The following is a 17,325-nucleotide window of genomic DNA, read 5'->3' as shown; positions in this document are numbered from 1 at the left end:
TATTCGGATAACTTTAATTGAATATATTGTGTTTGAAGTAATTCGATGAGCAGCTATTTTTAGATAGCACTATTTTTGGAACATAAAATCGAAAGCTCCAGTTCTCAGATTGATATCATATTCTAGATAGGCTTTCATACACGCTAAAAAGTTGGCCCAACCTTCTGTTTGTCGCATCATAATCAGAATTCCATCTGCATCGTTGTTCATTTCGTGTTCTGTAATCTTGATGACCGTCGCGTTTTCTCCGAATGTGGATAGTGTGATTTCTACCCGTTGATTTGGAAGTCCCCCGCTCCAGTCAAAAGAGATATAAGAATTGGGGTTGATGGTTTTTCCTGTCACGGGAAAACTGTCGGGAAATTCTGGAAATGTCCATTCTACCGTTTTATCTGTCTCTAGACGTCCAGTTGAAGATTTTATAAAATAGTGATTCATTTTATTAGGATCTACAATGGCCTCAAAAACTTCGTTGATTGGTTTCTGAATTTGGATGCTGGCTTTGGCGGTTAGTTTTTCCATATTAATTTAAAGTTTTAGACAAATATTCAATAAATACAGATAGCTTGTATCTGATTATGTTAAAAATATTTTAAAGATCTTTTGGTGACCATGGAGCAATCTATTGCTTAGATCACTGTTTATTTATATTAAGATGTATATACGATATAAACATCCTATTCAAGAATAGGTTTTCTTTTTTGGGACCCGGATCAATATTTCCCCTAAAACGAACGAATTGTACACTTATAAAATGTAGTTTTAAATTATTTTTGATTATAGTTAAAATCGATCCTGTATTCCTTCCATTAGGTCGCCAGGAACAATAATTCAATAAATTTAGAAAGGGTGTCTGTCTGAAATCTTTCAGGTTGGATTTGCCACCTTCATAAAACCAAAGTTATGTTTAAAATCAAGTGTTTTTTTCTTCTTATGCTTTCTTCGGGAATATTGTTTTCGAGCGCACAGATTAAAAATGTAAATGAGGGCAATGAGGCTTCAAATATGTTTAATGATGCGACAGCACGTGATAAAAATGCGATTGTTGAAGCAGAGACTGGTTGGTGGAAACAAGCTGCATTAACTCGTGAACAACGCCTAGAAAAATGGAAGGTAGCCTCATTTGGTATGTTTGTTCATTGGGGTGTTTATTCTCAATATGGAAATATTTGGAAGGGGAGGCCGGGAGGGGGCTATGCGGAGCATCTGATGCGTGTGATGAAAATCCCACGTACTGAGTATCTTGATTCTGCACGTAGATTTAATCCTTTAAAGTTTGATGCAGAGGAATGGGTATTGTTGGCAAAAAATGCAGGGATGAGATATTTTATCATCACGGCTAAGCATCATGATGGCTTTGCGATGTATCCTTCTGCATTTTCAAGTGACTATTCATTGTCAAGCACCGCATTTAAAAGGGACCCATTGGCGGAATTAGCAGCAGCCTGCCATAAATATGGGCTTTTGTTTGGATTCTATTACTCGCATGCTTTTGATTGGGAGCATCCGGATGCTCCGGGCAATGACTGGGATTACAGTAATCCAGGTGGGGATAAATTGTTGGGTGGTACAAATTGGTTTGACAAGTATCCCGAATGGTTGACAAAGGCCAGGCATTATGTAGATCAAAAGGCGATTCCACAGATTGAGGAACTTATTCAGCGTTATCATCCGGATTTGTTGTGGTTTGATACACCTCATAAGTTGCCGCTATCTGAAAACCTGAGAATTTTAAAGGCTATTCGAACAGCAGATCCGAATATCATAGTCAATGGTCGATTGGCGCGTACCGAGGAAAAGAATTATGGCGATTATCTGAATACGGCAGATCGACCTGAGGAATATTATCCAGTTGCTTCTGGCGCTTATTGGGAGGCCATACCAACTACAAATGAATCCTATGGCTATTCGTCGACCGATAAGAGCCATAAACCGACCGCTCATTTTATCAAACTCTTAGCGAAGGCTGGGGCCATGGGTGGGAATATTCTAATGAATATTGGCCCCAAGGGTGATGGAAGCATCGACGGTGCTGACGTCGAAATTTTAAAGGGCTTAGGACAGTGGATGCGGGGGAATAGTGAAAGTGTCATTGATGTTGGACCATCTCGTTTACCTCGTCAGCCCTGGGGAGTCATTACACAGCGTAAAAATACCTTGTATTTACATATATTCGAACGCCCTCTACGGAATGATCTCATTGTCGGCGGACTGATTGCTAAGGTTAATTCTGTTTCGTTATTGTCCGGAGAAAAGATCAGAAAATATAGATCCGAAAAAGATGGACTACATATTCCTATAGATCAAATTACGTCTCAGGAGGATGACCTCGTTGTGGTGGTGCAATTGAAGGATACGATAACGAATCCAATTAATCCTGATTTAATGTATGTGGATCATAATATCAATAAAAACCGGCTACTAACCTTTTATGCAAAACAGATAGGTAGTCCGATGAAGTTTGGGGATGGTAAAAGGAATCGCTACTATGTGACGGGTTGGACTAGTTTAAGTCAGGGTTTGAGATGGGAAACGAATGTGTTAAATGGCGGACGCTTCAAGGTGGCTATACGGTATGTGAAAGATGTTGCAGGTACGGGAGGGAAGCTCGGCTTAAATTTAGGAGGGAAGAATATGGATTTTACAATAGATCCGTCGTCTTCTGTCAGTTTGCATGACAATCAACTTGAATTGGGTACGGTGCTATTACCAAAGGGCAAGCAAGTGATTGAATTACATGCCCATACTATAGCGGGGACCGAAATGGTGAAGTTTTTGGAAGTCATATTGCTGCCCGAATAATTTGTATTGAGCTTGGTGCGCATCCCCTCTTGCGGAATTGAGAGCCGTTCAAAATGCTAGAGCTAAATACATTCCGGTCAGGTGGATCGTCTACATGATCTAAGCGAGAGCTATCTCAGTATCTGATAGCTTTTAAGGTAAAATACCGTAGAAATATCTTTCATAATCCATTCGCATTTTATTAAATTACACTAGTAAATATTAACCGCTATCGAAGGATTGCCATGGATCAAACCGCTAAAAGATCATCGCTTATTTTGTATTTATTTATCATGTTGTTTTCGCAATGTGCCATCGCCCAACAGACTTTCTCCTATGGAAGTTTCGGCAAGCTGAGCATGTACGCCCCGAAAGGTAAACCAAATGCCTTGGTGTTATTTGTTTCTGGAGATGGAGGTTGGCAGTTTGGGGTAATTAATATGGCTAAATTTCTAGCTGCACAGGGGGCGCTCGTCGCGGGTATCGACGCGAAGCATTTTGCTACTTCAATGGCACGTTCAAAAAAGGATTGTTATTATCCTGCTGCAGATTTCGAGCAGCTCAGCATGGCCCTCCAAAAGAAATATCAGTTTGAAAGCTATCAGAAACCCATATTGGTAGGTTACTCCTATGGGGCAACCCTGATCTATGGCTTGATTGCCCAGGCTCCGGCAGGTACTTTTCGTGGCGGGATTGCCTTAGGCTTCTGTCCGGATATCAATATGGCTAAACCACTCTGTAAGGGCAGTGGATTATCTTCCCATATCTTAAAGCCAGGAAAAAGTTATTATCTGGATCGTAGCGAAAAGCTGGCCGCTCCGTTTTGGGTACTTAATGGTGTAAAAGATCAGACCTGCCCCTTTAACGCCACAGCAGATTTTCTTAAAGGGATAGAAAATGTCCAATTGGTCAGCTTGCCCAAAGTAGGGCATGGTTTCTCCATTGCCGATAATTGGCTGCCCCAGTTCCGGATGGCCTTTCAAAAGTTGCAGGTGGCGGGCCAGCCTAGCCAAAATGCGGGTGTACTCAAAACGGATATGCCTATTGAGATATTGGAACCCAAGGGCGCTACAAGGGAATTGATGTTTATGATTTCTGGCGATGGTGGTTGGACCAGTTTCGACAGGGAGCTGGCCAGTACTTTTGCGACAAAAGGGATCAAAGTGATCGGCTTGGATGCACAGAAATATTTTTGGAATGCAAAGACACCAGAACAAACGACAAAGGAAGTGTCCGAGATCTTGACCTATTTTCAGGAAAGGGAACCTAATATCAATTTTTCGATAATGGGTTATTCTTTTGGGGCCTGTGTGATACCCTTTATCGCCAACCGCCTTCCCGAGAAGTTAAGAAAAGCGACCACTGGATTGGTTTTGTTATCGCCAGATGATCAGGCCGATTTTGAGATCCATGTGGCGGATATGCTAAGTTTAGGTGATCGAAGCGAACCTTATGATGTGGTAGCGGAGTTAAAGAAAGTCAGTCTGCATAAACTGTGTATATTTGGTTTCGGGGAAGATAGCGAGATTGCAACGAAGTTTAGAAATACAGGAGCACCTGTAGAAATCTTACCTGGAGGGCACCACTTTGATAATGATTATGAAGCTATTGCCGCCAAGGTGATCAGCTCCATAGCGATCAAATAGCCACGTTTAATCATATCGTCTAGCCTAATGATGAAACGTTCACTTAAGGCTAATGATTATTATTTCAAGGAAATTCTGGCTTTTCTTATTCTTCTTACTAAAGGTACTTTCTTGGAGGCCTCGCTGATCGATGTATTGAAGTCTTTTGGCATGAGCAATATTGATTTGATTGCTGTGTTTGTGCTTTAACCCGCCCATTTCCTAACCTTGAGAAGATCAATTTTGCTGATTGCCACAATTTCTTGATGATAAGATGATAGAGATAAATATCAAAAATGATATATCCTCATACTAGCTTATAGCTAATACCAGTTTTCAATCAATCTTTAGACAGTAATTAGTCAGTTATTATTCAGTTTATACTGAACCATCACTGAACGAGCACTGAACAATCACTGAACCATCACTGAACAAGCATTGTAATAAGAGCGAATTTCTTTCCTACTTGATCCTAATTTGTTACAGCTAAAAAAAAAGACTACGCTTAGGTAACAGAACGATCGTTATCGTGGGTAATAAAGCATTTTGGGAAGTAGATTAACATGTTCCGATCAAAACCTTCCGATAATTCTTTCGGGTTCAAATACTGTTAAAACAAAAAAAGCTAATCGTAAGATTAGCTTTTCTTTTGTGATCCCGCTGGGATTCGAACCCAGGACCCATACATTAAAAGTGTATTGCTCTACCAGCTGAGCTACGGAATCCTTTCTGTTTTTGAAAGTGATGCAAAGGTAGAAAAATAAGTTATTTGTGCAAAATGTTTTTGTCTTTTTTATTGATTAAAGTTGTAACTATTTAAAAATTACTGAATTATTTTTTATTAAAAAAGCCTTTTAGGAAACTTGCGGATAGGATTGGTTTGTATGGAGGCTGTTTTTTGGAACGAGGAGACATATTTTTGATGTAGAATAGCCATAAAAAAAGCCAGCTAATTGCTGACTTTTTTATTTTTTAGGCTGGTATTGATAACATTATTCAGTTACCACGCCCATTTTACTAAACTTGTCAATTCTTTCAGTAACTAATGTATCGCTATCTTTTGCCGTCAATTCTGCAAGATCTTTCAACAGCTGGCTTTTTAGATTAGCCGCTGCTGCCGCAGGATCTTGGTGAGCACCACCTAGCGGTTCAGGGATAATACCATCAATCAAGCCGTTACCCAACATGTCTTCTGAAGTCAATTTTAATGCCTCAGCGGCTTTTTCTTTATGATCCCAGCTTCTCCATAGGATAGAAGAACAAGATTCAGGTGATATGACCGAATACCAGGTATGTTCCATCATGTAGACTCTGTTTCCAACGCCAATACCCAAAGCTCCACCTGAAGCTCCTTCACCAATAACAACGCAAATGATTGGAACTTTCAATACAGCCATCTCCATGAGGTTACGTGCAATAGCTTCACCCTGTCCGCGTTCTTCAGCTTCAAGTCCTGGATAAGCACCCATCGTATCAATTAAAGTGATCACAGGTTTATTGAACTTTTCAGCCATTTTCATTAAACGTAGGGCTTTTCGGTAGCCTTCAGGATTGGCCATTCCAAAGTTGTGGTATTGACGCTCTTTGGTATTTTTACCTTTTTGATGACCGATGATCATAACGGCATTACCATCAATAGAAGCCATACCACCGACAATCGCTTTATCATCCTTAACGGTTCTATCACCATGTAACTCGATAAATTCGTCGCAGATAGCCTCTATATAATCATAAGTCTGAGGGCGATCCGGATGGCGTGACATTTGAACGTTCTGCCAGCCTGTTAAATTGCCGTATATTTCTTTTTCAGTAGAAGCAAGCTTTTCTTCAAGCTCACGAACGGTTGCGCTCATGTCAACTTGAGTTTTTTCGGCAACTTGAGTTACCTTTTCAATTTGCAATTGCAAGTCTGCAATTGGCTTTTCAAAATCAAACGTGGTTTTCATATATCTATTTTATGAAAATATTCAGAGGGCTAATTTAGCGCATTTTTTCTGAAATTAAAATTAGGGAGGATAATATCATTGGAATTCCTTTGTTACATTTGCGTTATAATCGTACTGGTGGCTTAGTTTTTGATTGTAGGCCTGTGAAAAATGTTGACTTATGCTGAAAAAATATTTTTACTTTATTTTGTTACTGATCTTACCTACACTCGTTCGATCAGAAAGTTATCCTGAGGTTTTATTCGACAATAGTGTTATCAACGGGAGTTATGCGAAGAGTATCGCTCATTATACTGGTGAATCATGGATCCAAAATGTAAGCTATAGCCTACCGGTTTCCGATAGTTTGTTTTTTACGCCAGGCAATTCGCTTTCTTTGCGGTACGTTTCTTCTCCTAATGGTAAATGGGAGGCAAGTATTTTAAACGATAAACAGAAATTTCCCTATTTAATTGCCAAGGACGATCAGCTAACTTTTAAGCTTTTTATTCAAAGTAATACTGAAAAGGGACAATTGCCAAAGGTCACCTTACAGCAAAATGATACGAGGACAAATGCTGTGGATATCGCAAATTATATCGATGATTTTGCTTATGATACTTGGCTTAATGTTTCCATTCCAGTCGCTAAATTTGTAGGAATTTCATTAGGGAAGCCTGTTTCTGCTTTAATTTTGGAACAGAATGGAACTGCACTGCAGACAAATCAACTATTTATCGATCAAATAGAGTTTTTGCCCAAAAACTATCCAAAGGTAAGACTGTCATCAGCAGCTATCTTATCTAAGATCAGTTCCGTGGATAAACAAGTCGAGTTGGTCTGGCAATTGCCGCTAACACCAAGTATTCGCTATGTGAAAATCTACCGTTCGGAAGATAAACTCAATTTTCAGCCGATAGCAATTTTACCCATCTATGTACAGAAGTCGCTAGATAGAGTAAATGAATATAACAAATCTTATTATTATAAGATCGCTTGGGTAGACTATAATTATGTTGAATCTCCTTTTTCTGAGGTTAGGGAGGTACAGGCAAAAAAAGGTACGGATACGGAGATGTTAAATTTTATCCGGAATGCTCATGTGAATTATTTTATAGACAACTATGATGTGAATAGTGGTATGTTTCTGCCTGATCGAGGCAATAGGCAGGCTATTGTATCTACAAATGAAACTGGCTATGCGATCTTGGGCTTACTTGTGGCAGGAGAGAATAACTTGATCTCGCGACAAGCTCTTTTGGCTAGATTAACACGGATTGTGAAATTTCTGAGCAGTGCGCAACAACATCAAGGGGTCTTTACGGCGCTTTACGATGGCCGGTCGGGGGTGCCTTTTTATCGCGACTCAATTCCAACGTACGATTTGCGCGGAACCTCCCATATCATGGAGTCGCTTTTAATCGCTCGCCAATATTTTTCTAAAGAGGATCCTGAGGAACAGACGTTGAGAAATAACATTACGAAGCTCTGGGAACGTATAAATTGGAACTATTTTACAGACGCACAGAATCCTGATGTACTTTGGAATAAGTGGTCGCCTGTAGACAGTACAGCTCGATCGAAGCCTTTGGGTGGATTTAACGAGAGTTTGGGTACGTATTTGCTGGCGATGTCTTCACCTACCCACCCTTTAGCTATTTCAGCTTATATCAATGGATTTGCAACCAAACATAAAGGCAACGAATTGTATTTTGGGGATGACTCCAATGATTTGGCTCCTGAACTCAAAATGAAATTAAATGATTCTTTAGCGCGTTTAATAAGTGCAAACCCTTTAATTGGCGACACGGGAAATGCCGGAATTTCGATATACTCCGACGACAAAGTTATTTTTGCCAAAAGTATTGCAGGCGGCAGTTTAAATGAATCATTGATGGCTGTCTATCGTCCCTTTTTGATTATGGATCCTAAAGGGAAAGTAGATGATTTTGTAGATTACAAGAAATATTTATCGAATTATATTCTTGCCTATAAACGGAGAGATAATGAAATGAGTATAGGGACTCGATTTACCGATATTTGGGGAGTGGAAAATGTGGAAGATACCTATCAGGGGTATTTGGTGAATCCTGCAATAGCTATTGCAGCTTACCCATTTGAAAAGGAGATTGGTCTAAAAGCATTACGTAAATTTTACGAAGAATACGCTGATGTGTTATTTACACAATATGGTTTCAGAAGCTGGATTGATATTAAAAACAACGATGTTTCTGAAAGTTATCGTGCGAGGAATCAAGCAACGATTGCCGTGATGATCGAGAATGCAAATTCAGGCATGATTTGGAAATTGTATGAGAATATTCCTGAGGTAAAAAAGACTTTAGAAAAAGTATATACCAAGAAATAGATTTGTTACGTTAGATATGACGTAGAACGGATGTCATATTGGACTTTTTTCGCTATATTTACTTGCTTAAATCGATATTAAATACGTTAGAAACGACATGCTTAGAAAAATTAATTTGGGAATTTTAACCTTATGTGCAAGTTTATCGTTATTTTCCTGTAAACAACAAGCTATTGTAGTCAATCCAGGTGCAGTTGTAACAAAAGATGGAACTGATGATGGTTTGAAAAATGTGAAGAAGGATTTTAATGATGCGAAAAGAACTGATGAAGGGATTAAGTTTAGTATATCGTCTGATTTATTGTTTCCAACAAACTCTTCTTACCTATCTGAGAAGGCAAAAACTGAAGTTAGTAAATTAGCGTTGATCTTGAAGGAAAGTAATAATAAGATCAAAGTTGATGGATATACTGATGCTACGGGTACTGTTGAGTATAATCAGTGGCTTTCCGATAAAAGAGCGGCGTCTGTTAAGAAGTTCTTGGTAGATTCAGGGGTTGCTGAATCGCGCATTACGGCAAAAGGTTTCGGTCAATCAAATCCAGTTGGAGATAATAAAAGTCCGGAAGGACGTCAAAAAAATAGAAGAGTGGAAGTTACTATTTTAGATAAAAAATAGTTTATCAGACCAATTCTTAATATAAAAAAAGCGAGATATTTAAGATATCTCGCTTTTTTTATGCAGTTATATGGCGGTTTTATGCCGCTGTGTATGGTCTCCCGAAACAAGGTGTTTTAATACGGGAGAAATCGGAATGGGGCCTGTCTGCCGGAATTGTTTTCGATAAAATCTGAGGCTAAGATAAAAAGCGTTGAAAAAGATGAATTTAGAAGAAGATAATAGACAGAAGCCAATTTTTCGGGAAGCCTTTTGGTTTGTGGACTCAGTACACTATATGCACACTATGGCAACTCCGCATTGCTTATTGCTTTATTTTCGGGTTTAAAACCTGCAGTTCTAGCGATCATTATATTTGCAACCTTTCGGATGGGGCAGAAATCTCTTGTCAGCACATGGCATTATTTGGTCGCATTGGCCGCTTTTCTGCTATCGTATTTTGCTGGGCTTCCAATGCCCTGGATTATTGTGGGTGTGATTGCTGTTGGTCTACTACGCTATGCAATCTTGTCAAAAACTTCCAAAATTGATGCTATCCCGGGGCCTTTAGTGATTGTTTTGGCCTATGTTGGTTTTATGGCTGGCTTCAATCATTTTCATCAGTCCTATTCCATGGCAGCAATAGGTTTGATCACTACAGCATATTTTACTTTTCTTCCAAACTTTGCCTTGATTTTTGTTGGGGCGCCACTGATTGAACGGACCCAAAAAAATACATGTATACAATTTATCCTATCTTTAGTGACTGCATCCGTAGTTGGTGTAATCGTTAATTTGGCCTGTTATTTAGGTATAGGGATTCTATTTCCAAGTGGTGTCAGTTCTTGGTATGCCATTGATCCGATGGCTCTGGTTTGGGTGTTATTTTCACTTTTTCTTTTATTCAAGTATAAAATAGGCATGTTGAAACTTATATTGTTGAGTCTGGCCTACGGCTTTCTCTTATTTTTATGGCGATTAAATAAAATGCCCATGGGCTGATGAGCTTCGCAAGCAAGTTTATTAAAGATTGAAGGGAGTTTTGTGAATTTGATAGGGCCATTCGAGGTAACATATGCGCATAAACAAGAAAAGCCCATCGTTAGATGAGCTTTCTTGTACCTAGGGCGGGAATCGAACCCGCACTCCCTTAACGGGAACAGGATTTTAAGTCCTGCGTGTCTACCAGTTCCACCACCTAGGCAGGTGAGCGAAAAACGAGATTCGAACTCGCGACCCCAACCTTGGCAAGGTTGTGCTCTACCAGCTGAGCTATTTTCGCATTGGAATTTTATTTCAATTTTTAAAAGAACCTTGCGTTCCTTTTTGGTGATGCAAATATAGAGCGAAAATTCAATATTGCAAAATATTTATTTACTTTCTTTCTGTGTTTTTTATAACTCCTTTGAATTCAGTGTAGAAAAAATTAAATCACTTTCAAATCCGCGGGATAGTGCAAACTGATAAACTTTGTTTTTAACTGCATAATGGTTCTTACCACTAATTTCACGGAGTTTTTTGTCAATGATATGATTTAAGATTTGTTCATATTCATCTAGATCGATTTGCTTAAATGCAATTTTTATCAATTGTTCGGATACCCTTTTTGCTTTGAGTGCCTGCTTGATTTTTACTTTACCCCAGCCTTTCATGCGGAGTTTTCCGTTACAGTAGGCAATAGCAAAGCGTTCTTCATTTAAAAAATTATCGCTGATCAAATTGGCCAATACATTTTCGACTTCTTCTTCGTTTAGTCCCCAGCTGTAGAGCTTATCGCGTACTTCTTGCTGTGCGCGTTCTTGATAGACGCAATAGCTTTCCGCTTTCAACTGCGCCTGATGCTGCGTTAATATCTTCTTGTTTCTTTTTTCTTCGTCAAACATATTGTCAAAATTTCAAAAATAATATGAAATAACTAAAAAAATGTTCAGTTTTGACACAATCAAAATATATCAGGAGAATGTACAAAATATCGGAAATCGCCCAGATTTTACATCCCAATCGCACATTTATCACGGATCCCAATTCTTTTGTCCAGCATTTATTTTATGACAGCCGTAAAATTGCCCAGGCGGACAAGGGCATTTTTTTTGCACTTCAGAAGAACAGAGATGGTCATCGGTATATCCGGGAAGCCTACGAAAAAGGAGTTCGTAATTTTGTGCTTCAGGCCGATGAGGGACAGGAAATGGAGCTTTTGGAAGCTAATATTCTTTGGGTAGCGGATAGTTTAGTTGCTATGCAGGAGCTGGCAACTTTTCATCGTCAGAAATTTGATTATCCTGTCATCGGAATTACTGGAAGCAATGGTAAAACGATTGTAAAAGAGTGGCTTTTCCAGCTTATGTCTCCTGAATATAAGATTTACCGAAGTCCTAAGAGCTATAATTCTCAACTTGGTGTGGCTTTGTCCTTGTGGGGGTTGTCCGATCAGTATAATCTTGCGCTAATCGAAGCGGGGATTTCAGAAAAGGGGGAAATGCTGCGCCTTGAGCAGATGATAAAACCAACTATAGGACTATTGACCAACATCGGTGTTGCCCACAAAGCTGGTTTCAAATCTAAGGAGGAAAAGATTTATGAAAAGCTCGAGCTTTTTAAAAATGTTGAAACCATGATTTTTCCAAATAGTTACCTCGAAAATATTCAATTGCCATATAGGCCACGAAAATTTTCTTGGGGACTTGATGAGGGCCTTTCTTTGGAAGTATACTCCATCAAACAGGTTAACGACCGATTTACTATGGTCACGTTCTATTATACCGGTCGCACCTTTGCTGTTGAAGTACCGTTTGTGGATAAAGGAAATGTTGAGAACGCGATAAATTGTGTAGCGGTGATGCTACGTTTTGGTTATGAAAATGAAGTGATCGCATCGAGGATTAAAGAGTTGCAGCCCGTGGCGATGCGTCTTGAGTTAAAAAAAGGAAAAAAGAATAGCTCCATTATCGATGACTCCTATAGTAATGATCTGGATGCGCTGCAGATAGCCCTGGAGTTTTTAAATCAGCAGGGACAGCATCCGTTCAAGATGTTGATATTGTCGGATATCCCTGGGGTCCATATCGAAGATGAAAAAAGTTTGTCCAAGCTGAAACGTTTGCTTCGTGAGTATCGTTTGGATAAATTGATATTGATAGGTGAAGTGTTGCCTAAAGTGGCAGCACAATTTGATGTGCCTTCTATTTCATATAGCGATACAACTGCTTTCTTGGCCGATATTAGGTCGCTTTCTTTTGAAAATGCCACGGTGTTATTGAAAGGAGGACGTGAGTTTCATTTTGAACGTATCAGTCAGCTTTTAGTTGCAAAATCACATGATACAGTGCTTGAAATCAATTTGAATGCACTCGAGAATAATTTGAACGTATATCGACAGCTGCTGCCGAAACAGGTGAAGTTGATGACCATGGTAAAAGCTTTTTCGTATGGTAGTGGAAGCTTCGAGATCGCAAATCTTTTGCAATTCAATCGGGTGGATTATCTGACGGTTGCTTTTGCGGATGAGGGAGTTGATTTGCGTGGTGCGGGCATAAAATTACCTATTGTAGTGATGAGCCCTGATGAAAGTTCTTTTGAGTCCATTGTTCAGTATCACCTTGAACCGGAAATTTATAGCTTTAGAATATTGTTCTCCTTTTTGAATTTTCTGAAAACGAAACAAATAGCTTCTTTTCCGATTCATATTAAGATAGATACAGGTATGCATCGGTTGGGTTTTATGCCTGACGAGGTCGATCGTTTAATAGCGGTGCTACGTGCGGAAGCGATTTTAGAGGTTAAATCTGCATTTTCCCACTTAGCGTCTGCAGGTAATGAAAAGGATCGGGAATTTACACAACGACAAATTGATCTGCTGGATGAATTTACAAAGCGTCTCGAAAGTGGTATAGGATATTCTTTTCTACGTCATATTGCAGCAACATCGGGTATTGAATTGTGGCCGAATGCGTATTTTGATATGGTGAGGTTGGGGATAGGTCTCTATGGTATCGATATTGAGCGTCATGATTTACCCATTAGGGAGGCGAGTACCTTGAAAACGAATGTGACACAGATTAAATACCTCCCTGCAGGTGAAACCGTAGGTTATAATAGGCACGGCGTCCTGTATAGAGACAGTAAGATTGCGACAATTAAAATTGGTTATGCGGACGGTTACGATAGGCGTTTTGGTAACGGTGTTGGTAAAATGTTGATAAACGGGTTTTTAGTCCCTACTATAGGTGATATATGTATGGATATGTGTATGTTGGATGTTACGGATGTGGAAGTTGGAGAGGAAGATGAAGTTATCGTGTACCCTGATATAAAGTCAGCGGCGAAAGCTATAGGAACAATTCCTTATGAACTGCTGACGAGTATTTCCCAACGCGTAAAAAGAGTATATTTTTATGAATAATAAAGGATATTCTGCATTTTTGAATAATATTTGATTTTCAATTCATGTTTAGCAAATTAATCAGAGGATTTATTAATTATTTGATACGAGGTATCCTGGTGGTGGTTCCTCTAGCTGGTGCTATTTTTTTAATAGTTTGGATTGTTGCATCAGTTGATTCGGCATTAAATCTAACTGAACATTTTTTGGAGGATGATAGAGGGCACCCCTTGTATATTCCAGGAATAGGTATTCTGACCGTTATTTTGGTATTGGTTCTCGCGGGGCTTATTTTTACAAATTTTGTGACAGACCCCATTAAAGTGTGGATTAATCATCAGATCCAGCGGATTCCACTTTTAAATACCTTATATTCTTCGATTAAAGATTTTACAGAGGCCTTTGTTGGTGATGCAAAGAAATTTAATGAACCTGTCCTGGTGACGGTGAATGAGTTTGGTCTGAAAAAGATAGGTTTCTTAACGCAGCATGATTTAAAAAGCATTGGGCTTGAAGAAGAAGTTATGGTGTATTTTCCATATTCCTACTCTTTTGCAGGGCAGGTCGTCATTATCAGTGCAGATAAGGTGAAAAAATTAGATATGTCTCCAACAGATGCCATGAAACTCGTTGTTTCCGGTGGTGTGAGCGGGATAGCCCATTAGTCGGCTTTCATATCGGTTAAATAAAAATGCTGGAAGTCGTTGTATGATTTCCAGCATTTTTATTTTTGCTTATTCTGTCTTTCTACTTGTGGGGCTTTTCCAATTTATACGTCCATGTCGTTATTGGTATAGGACATTGCTATTGATTTTTTTTCTGCCCTAAAGTCGGATTTACTGGTGGGATTGGAATATAGCCGTCATCGCCAGGTACTTTTGGAAATTCATGATTTTCCCATTTTTCGCGCGCTATTTTTAATGTTTCAATGTCTGAAGCGACAAAGTTCCAGTCGATATATCGTTGTTCAGGAAAAGGTTCGCCCCCAAAAATGTAAACTGAAGTACCCGCCTTCATTTCGAATTCACATAGTTTCGCATCCTTGGCAACTAAAATCTGTTTTGGACCGAATTCCTGGCCTTCCGCATGAACAGTCCCATGAAGGATATATAATCCACTTTCGCCATATAGGTGATCGCCCAGTTTAATGGTCGCATCTTGTTCTGCTTTGATTTCAATAAGATATAATGGACTATATACCGGTACCTCGGAACGATGGTTTTTAATTTCACCTGCAATTAAACAATAAGATACACCGTCTTCGGTCCAATGTGGAAGCTGCGGTTCTTCTATGTGAACAAAATTAGGTTCCATTTTTTCGAGTTCTTTTGGTAGGGCCACCCAAATCTGCAGCCCATGTAGGTCGTGCGGCGTCGATCTCAGCTGTTCGGGAGTTCTTTCAGAGTGTGTGACACCCTTACCTGCCGTCATCCAATTGACTGCTCCTGGTTTGATCTCCACGGCATTTCCTAAGCTGTCACGGTGCATAATGCTACCTTCGAATAGATAAGTCAATGTGGATAACCCGATATGCGGATGTGGAGCAATATCCATAAAGTGCGGTTCGGCAATGTTATCAGGTCCCATGTGGTCGATAAAGATAAAAGGGCCGACCATACGTTTCTGCCTGAAAGGAAGAAGTCGCCCAACTAAGAAATTGCCTATGTCAGCGGCTCTTTCTTCAATAACTATTGCAATATTTGACATAATGTTTCCTTATTTTTGTGTTTCTAATCTAAAGCAATTTAAGAAATGTCCAGTATAATCAATCGGTTTTTGGGTAAAAAGAGTGTAAGAAATGAAGAGCTTTTGGCGCTAGCGGATAGGTTGTCTTTTAGGAACAGTCAGCTGGACAGCTTTTTGATAGGGCATTTTATACAAAATAACAAAATAGATCCAGTGGACTATTTTGTTTTTCAAGAGCAGTTGCTTAAGCTTCATGTTGACCGATTTGAGACTATGCAGGTAGAGCTGAACTTGTTGAACCAATATTTGCAGTTGGCCGAACGTTTTCTTCCAGCAGGTTTTTCAGTCAAATGGGAAAATAAGCTACAGTCTCAGGATGAAATTATGTTGCCGCCGCTCATTCTTTTTCCTGTGGTACAGCATGCTGTTGAAAATGGTTATAATACGATGTCTTCTCATCCAGTTCGGATCCGATTGTCGGGCTCATCAAAGGTGATTATGCTGGAAGTTAGCTACCGCGTGAACCATTATCTGGAAAGTCAGTTTAGCAGCACATTGATACGTGATTTTCGACAGCGATTGGACTATCTTTTTCCGGAAAAACATAATTTGCTGATGAATAGCAACAGCAATACTTCTCGAATTACGTTAACTATCCAACTTTAGATGATATTGAAGTGTTTTAAGGCATTCCAGATGCCATTTTCATCAACGCTGTCTGTTATATAATCTGCAATTTCCTTTACCTCGGGATTGGCATTACCCATAGCAATTCCAATATGGGTGTGCGCTAGCATGGTAATATCATTTCCGCCGTCGCCAAATGACATGGTTTCTTCCAAGGTGAAGTTGAAATGATCTAAAAAAACATCTATTCCAATTTTTTTGCTTTGTCCCATCGGATTGACATCAGCAAAAATGGGCGTCCATCTCGAAGCAACCGAATTTGGCATCACATTTTCCATGAATTCAGCTTCTTCTTCAGGATTGATAAAAACATTGACCTGCATAACTGAGTCAAGATCAAAATCCTTTTCGTAATCCCGAATAGGTGGTGTCGGCACATTGACCTGTTCGTACATTCGTTGTACCTCCGGTGTAACCTGGTTCAAGGAAATTTCTTTTTCAGACATGAATGAAAAAGTCAGGTCTTCACGCTTTTTAGCATAATCCAATAAGGAGCGAATGTCTTTTTGAGGAATGTTATTTTTATAAATGACTTCCTGTTCCTTCGTGACGCAATACCCGCCATTGAAGGTGATATATCCATCAAAATCCAGGTAACGAATATGTCCCAGCTGATTGTAGGACCTTCCTGTTGAAACAAATACCTTGATGTTTTTTTCTTTTAATAATTGAAATGCTTGTTGAGTAGATTCGGGAACTTGATGTGTTTTGAAACTTAGCAAAGTTCCATCGATGTCAAAAAAAAATAGCTTTAATCATGGATTTTTGGGTCAAAATCAAATATACTAAATACTTGGGATAGTGTAACTATTACAATATTAAATTTGAAGTGTTTTATCTCCCCTAGGCTTATCTCGTTTTTAATTGTATTGAGGATAAGTATGCCCAAATGGAAGACAGTCGGCCTGTAGATGCGAAGTCTCGGCTCTGGATTAATGACCATTGAAAGTAGTGGTGGGGGGCATGTTATTTGGTTAGGCTCGTTGAAATTAGTCGGAAGAATATTGACATGGGGCCTCATGAAAATTTTTACCACACTTGGTGGAGATAAATAACTGTCAACCGCAAGGTTAAGAGAAAATAAAACCAGAGATACAAGGGGAGGTAATAGGGAGATTATAAGTATTCATCCGAATAAGCTCCGAATGATGCCCCTATAAAGTCCCTATGAAGTATGTGTTAAAAAAGCTATTCATTTGAAGTGGGTATACTGTTGGATCTTTTGATATACATGATAAAAAAGAGCTCGAGAGCTGGATGATTTGGCCTGATAT

General features: G+C 39.3%; 13 protein-coding genes, 3 tRNA genes and 1 pseudogene. 9 read left to right on the top strand and 8 right to left on the bottom strand.

Translation table 11 applies throughout. The annotated features are described in order from the left end of the window. Positions 1 to 69 precede the first annotated feature (69 nt). Complete coding sequence (locus ACLCDV_RS21195; RefSeq protein ID WP_317669718.1) at positions 70 to 522, bottom strand: SRPBCC domain-containing protein; 453 nt, start codon at positions 520 to 522, stop codon at positions 70 to 72. 381 nt (positions 523 to 903) lie between these two features. Between ACLCDV_RS21195 and ACLCDV_RS21190 the strand changes: the two genes are divergently transcribed. The 3 genes from ACLCDV_RS21190 to ACLCDV_RS21180 all read left to right on the top strand — a co-directional run bounded on the left by ACLCDV_RS21190 (position 904) and on the right by ACLCDV_RS21180 (position 4,616). Further along, positions 904 to 2,802, top strand: a complete 1,899-nt coding sequence (locus tag ACLCDV_RS21190) for an alpha-L-fucosidase (RefSeq protein ID WP_411972179.1) — start codon at positions 904 to 906, stop codon at positions 2,800 to 2,802. 272 nt (positions 2,803 to 3,074) lie between these two features. After that, positions 3,075 to 4,427 (top strand): AcvB/VirJ family lysyl-phosphatidylglycerol hydrolase, encoded by a 1,353-nt coding sequence (locus ACLCDV_RS21185; RefSeq protein WP_411972178.1) that lies wholly within the window; start codon positions 3,075 to 3,077, stop codon positions 4,425 to 4,427. 27 nt (positions 4,428 to 4,454) lie between these two features. After that, positions 4,455 to 4,616 carry a hypothetical protein gene (locus tag ACLCDV_RS21180; RefSeq protein WP_411972177.1) on the top strand — a complete coding sequence of 54 codons (162 nt, stop codon included), beginning with the start codon at positions 4,455 to 4,457 and terminating at the stop codon, positions 4,614 to 4,616. A gap of 442 nt (positions 4,617 to 5,058) precedes the next feature. Here ACLCDV_RS21180 and ACLCDV_RS21175 read toward each other — a convergent pair. Then, positions 5,059 to 5,131: transfer RNA gene (locus tag ACLCDV_RS21175), tRNA-Lys, on the bottom strand. 267 nt (positions 5,132 to 5,398) lie between these two features. Continuing rightward, a complete protein-coding gene (locus ACLCDV_RS21170) occupies positions 5,399 to 6,352 on the bottom strand; it encodes an acetyl-CoA carboxylase carboxyltransferase subunit alpha (protein ID WP_046671762.1) in 954 nt (317 codons plus the stop codon). Between the two features lie 160 nt (positions 6,353 to 6,512). Between ACLCDV_RS21170 and ACLCDV_RS21165 the strand changes: the two genes are divergently transcribed. From ACLCDV_RS21165 to ACLCDV_RS21155, 3 genes are all read left to right on the top strand, one after another. Beyond that, positions 6,513 to 8,699, top strand: coding sequence for a glucoamylase family protein (locus ACLCDV_RS21165; protein ID WP_411972176.1), 2,187 nt, complete (start codon positions 6,513 to 6,515; stop codon positions 8,697 to 8,699). A 97-nt stretch (positions 8,700 to 8,796) separates the two neighbouring features. Then, the gene (locus tag ACLCDV_RS21160) at positions 8,797 to 9,318 is read left to right on the top strand and encodes an OmpA family protein (RefSeq protein WP_075994015.1); all 522 of its coding nucleotides are present in this window, start codon (positions 8,797 to 8,799) and stop codon (positions 9,316 to 9,318) included. 252 nt (positions 9,319 to 9,570) lie between these two features. After that, positions 9,571 to 10,299, top strand: a complete 729-nt coding sequence (locus ACLCDV_RS21155; RefSeq protein WP_411972175.1) for a chromate transporter — start codon at positions 9,571 to 9,573, stop codon at positions 10,297 to 10,299. 117 nt (positions 10,300 to 10,416) lie between these two features. On the opposite strand, the gene ACLCDV_RS21150 is transcribed toward ACLCDV_RS21155, so the two are convergent. The 3 genes from ACLCDV_RS21150 to ACLCDV_RS21140 form a co-directional block, all read right to left on the bottom strand. Continuing rightward, positions 10,417 to 10,501 (bottom strand) — tRNA-Leu (locus ACLCDV_RS21150). Between the two features lie 5 nt (positions 10,502 to 10,506). Beyond that, positions 10,507 to 10,579: transfer RNA gene (locus ACLCDV_RS21145), tRNA-Gly, on the bottom strand. 112 nt (positions 10,580 to 10,691) lie between these two features. Next, entirely contained in the window at positions 10,692 to 11,180 is a 489-nt protein-coding gene (locus tag ACLCDV_RS21140; protein ID WP_075994013.1) for a regulatory protein RecX, read from the bottom strand. Between the two features lie 77 nt (positions 11,181 to 11,257). Between ACLCDV_RS21140 and ACLCDV_RS21135 the strand changes: the two genes are divergently transcribed. Both ACLCDV_RS21135 and ACLCDV_RS21130 read left to right on the top strand, forming a co-directional pair. Then, positions 11,258 to 13,699, top strand: a complete 2,442-nt coding sequence (locus ACLCDV_RS21135) for a bifunctional UDP-N-acetylmuramoyl-tripeptide:D-alanyl-D-alanine ligase/alanine racemase (protein ID WP_411972174.1) — start codon at positions 11,258 to 11,260, stop codon at positions 13,697 to 13,699. 44 nt (positions 13,700 to 13,743) lie between these two features. Beyond that, positions 13,744 to 14,343 carry a DUF502 domain-containing protein gene (locus ACLCDV_RS21130; protein WP_046671757.1) on the top strand — a complete coding sequence of 200 codons (600 nt, stop codon included), beginning with the start codon at positions 13,744 to 13,746 and terminating at the stop codon, positions 14,341 to 14,343. A gap of 139 nt (positions 14,344 to 14,482) precedes the next feature. On the opposite strand, the gene ACLCDV_RS21125 is transcribed toward ACLCDV_RS21130, so the two are convergent. Beyond that, positions 14,483 to 15,385, bottom strand: a complete 903-nt coding sequence (locus tag ACLCDV_RS21125) for a pirin family protein (RefSeq protein WP_201667337.1) — start codon at positions 15,383 to 15,385, stop codon at positions 14,483 to 14,485. Positions 15,386 to 15,430: 45 nt separating this feature from the next. Here ACLCDV_RS21125 and ACLCDV_RS21120 point away from each other — a divergent pair, with 45 nt between their 5' ends. Continuing rightward, positions 15,431 to 16,030 (top strand): hypothetical protein, encoded by a 600-nt coding sequence (locus tag ACLCDV_RS21120; RefSeq protein ID WP_411972173.1) that lies wholly within the window; start codon positions 15,431 to 15,433, stop codon positions 16,028 to 16,030. Here ACLCDV_RS21120 and ACLCDV_RS21115 read toward each other — a convergent pair. Beyond that, a pseudogene (locus ACLCDV_RS21115) lies at positions 16,027 to 16,788 on the bottom strand (Cof-type HAD-IIB family hydrolase); the annotation flags it as partial. The gene ACLCDV_RS21120 and the pseudogene ACLCDV_RS21115 overlap by 4 nt on opposite strands. Positions 16,789 to 17,325: the final 537 nt, after the last annotated feature.

The sequence above is a fragment of the Sphingobacterium sp. Lzh-3 genome (genome assembly GCF_046764375.1).
Lineage (GTDB): Bacteria > Bacteroidota > Bacteroidia > Sphingobacteriales > Sphingobacteriaceae > Sphingobacterium.
The sequence above is the reverse complement of the archived record's forward strand: the minus strand, read 5'-3'. Positions and strand labels throughout refer to the sequence as shown.

What these genes read in the sequence shown, in the direction of transcription:
- ACLCDV_RS21190 (WP_411972179.1), top strand. Translation starts at nt 904, where the DNA reads ATGTTTAAAATCAAGTGTTTTTTTCTTCTTATGCTTTCTTCGGGAATA.
- ACLCDV_RS21125 (WP_201667337.1), bottom strand. Translation starts at nt 15,385, where the DNA reads ATGTCAAATATTGCAATAGTTATTGAAGAAAGAGCCGCTGACATAGGC.
- ACLCDV_RS21180 (WP_411972177.1), top strand. Translation starts at nt 4,455, where the DNA reads ATGATGAAACGTTCACTTAAGGCTAATGATTATTATTTCAAGGAAATT.
- ACLCDV_RS21170 (WP_046671762.1), bottom strand. Translation starts at nt 6,352, where the DNA reads ATGAAAACCACGTTTGATTTTGAAAAGCCAATTGCAGACTTGCAATTG.
- ACLCDV_RS21160 (WP_075994015.1), top strand. Translation starts at nt 8,797, where the DNA reads ATGCTTAGAAAAATTAATTTGGGAATTTTAACCTTATGTGCAAGTTTA.
- ACLCDV_RS21165 (WP_411972176.1), top strand. Translation starts at nt 6,513, where the DNA reads ATGCTGAAAAAATATTTTTACTTTATTTTGTTACTGATCTTACCTACA.
- ACLCDV_RS21120 (WP_411972173.1), top strand. Translation starts at nt 15,431, where the DNA reads ATGTCCAGTATAATCAATCGGTTTTTGGGTAAAAAGAGTGTAAGAAAT.
- ACLCDV_RS21140 (WP_075994013.1), bottom strand. Translation starts at nt 11,180, where the DNA reads ATGTTTGACGAAGAAAAAAGAAACAAGAAGATATTAACGCAGCATCAG.
- ACLCDV_RS21135 (WP_411972174.1), top strand. Translation starts at nt 11,258, where the DNA reads ATGTACAAAATATCGGAAATCGCCCAGATTTTACATCCCAATCGCACA.
- ACLCDV_RS21130 (WP_046671757.1), top strand. Translation starts at nt 13,744, where the DNA reads ATGTTTAGCAAATTAATCAGAGGATTTATTAATTATTTGATACGAGGT.
- ACLCDV_RS21195 (WP_317669718.1), bottom strand. Translation starts at nt 522, where the DNA reads ATGGAAAAACTAACCGCCAAAGCCAGCATCCAAATTCAGAAACCAATC.
- ACLCDV_RS21185 (WP_411972178.1), top strand. Translation starts at nt 3,075, where the DNA reads ATGTTGTTTTCGCAATGTGCCATCGCCCAACAGACTTTCTCCTATGGA.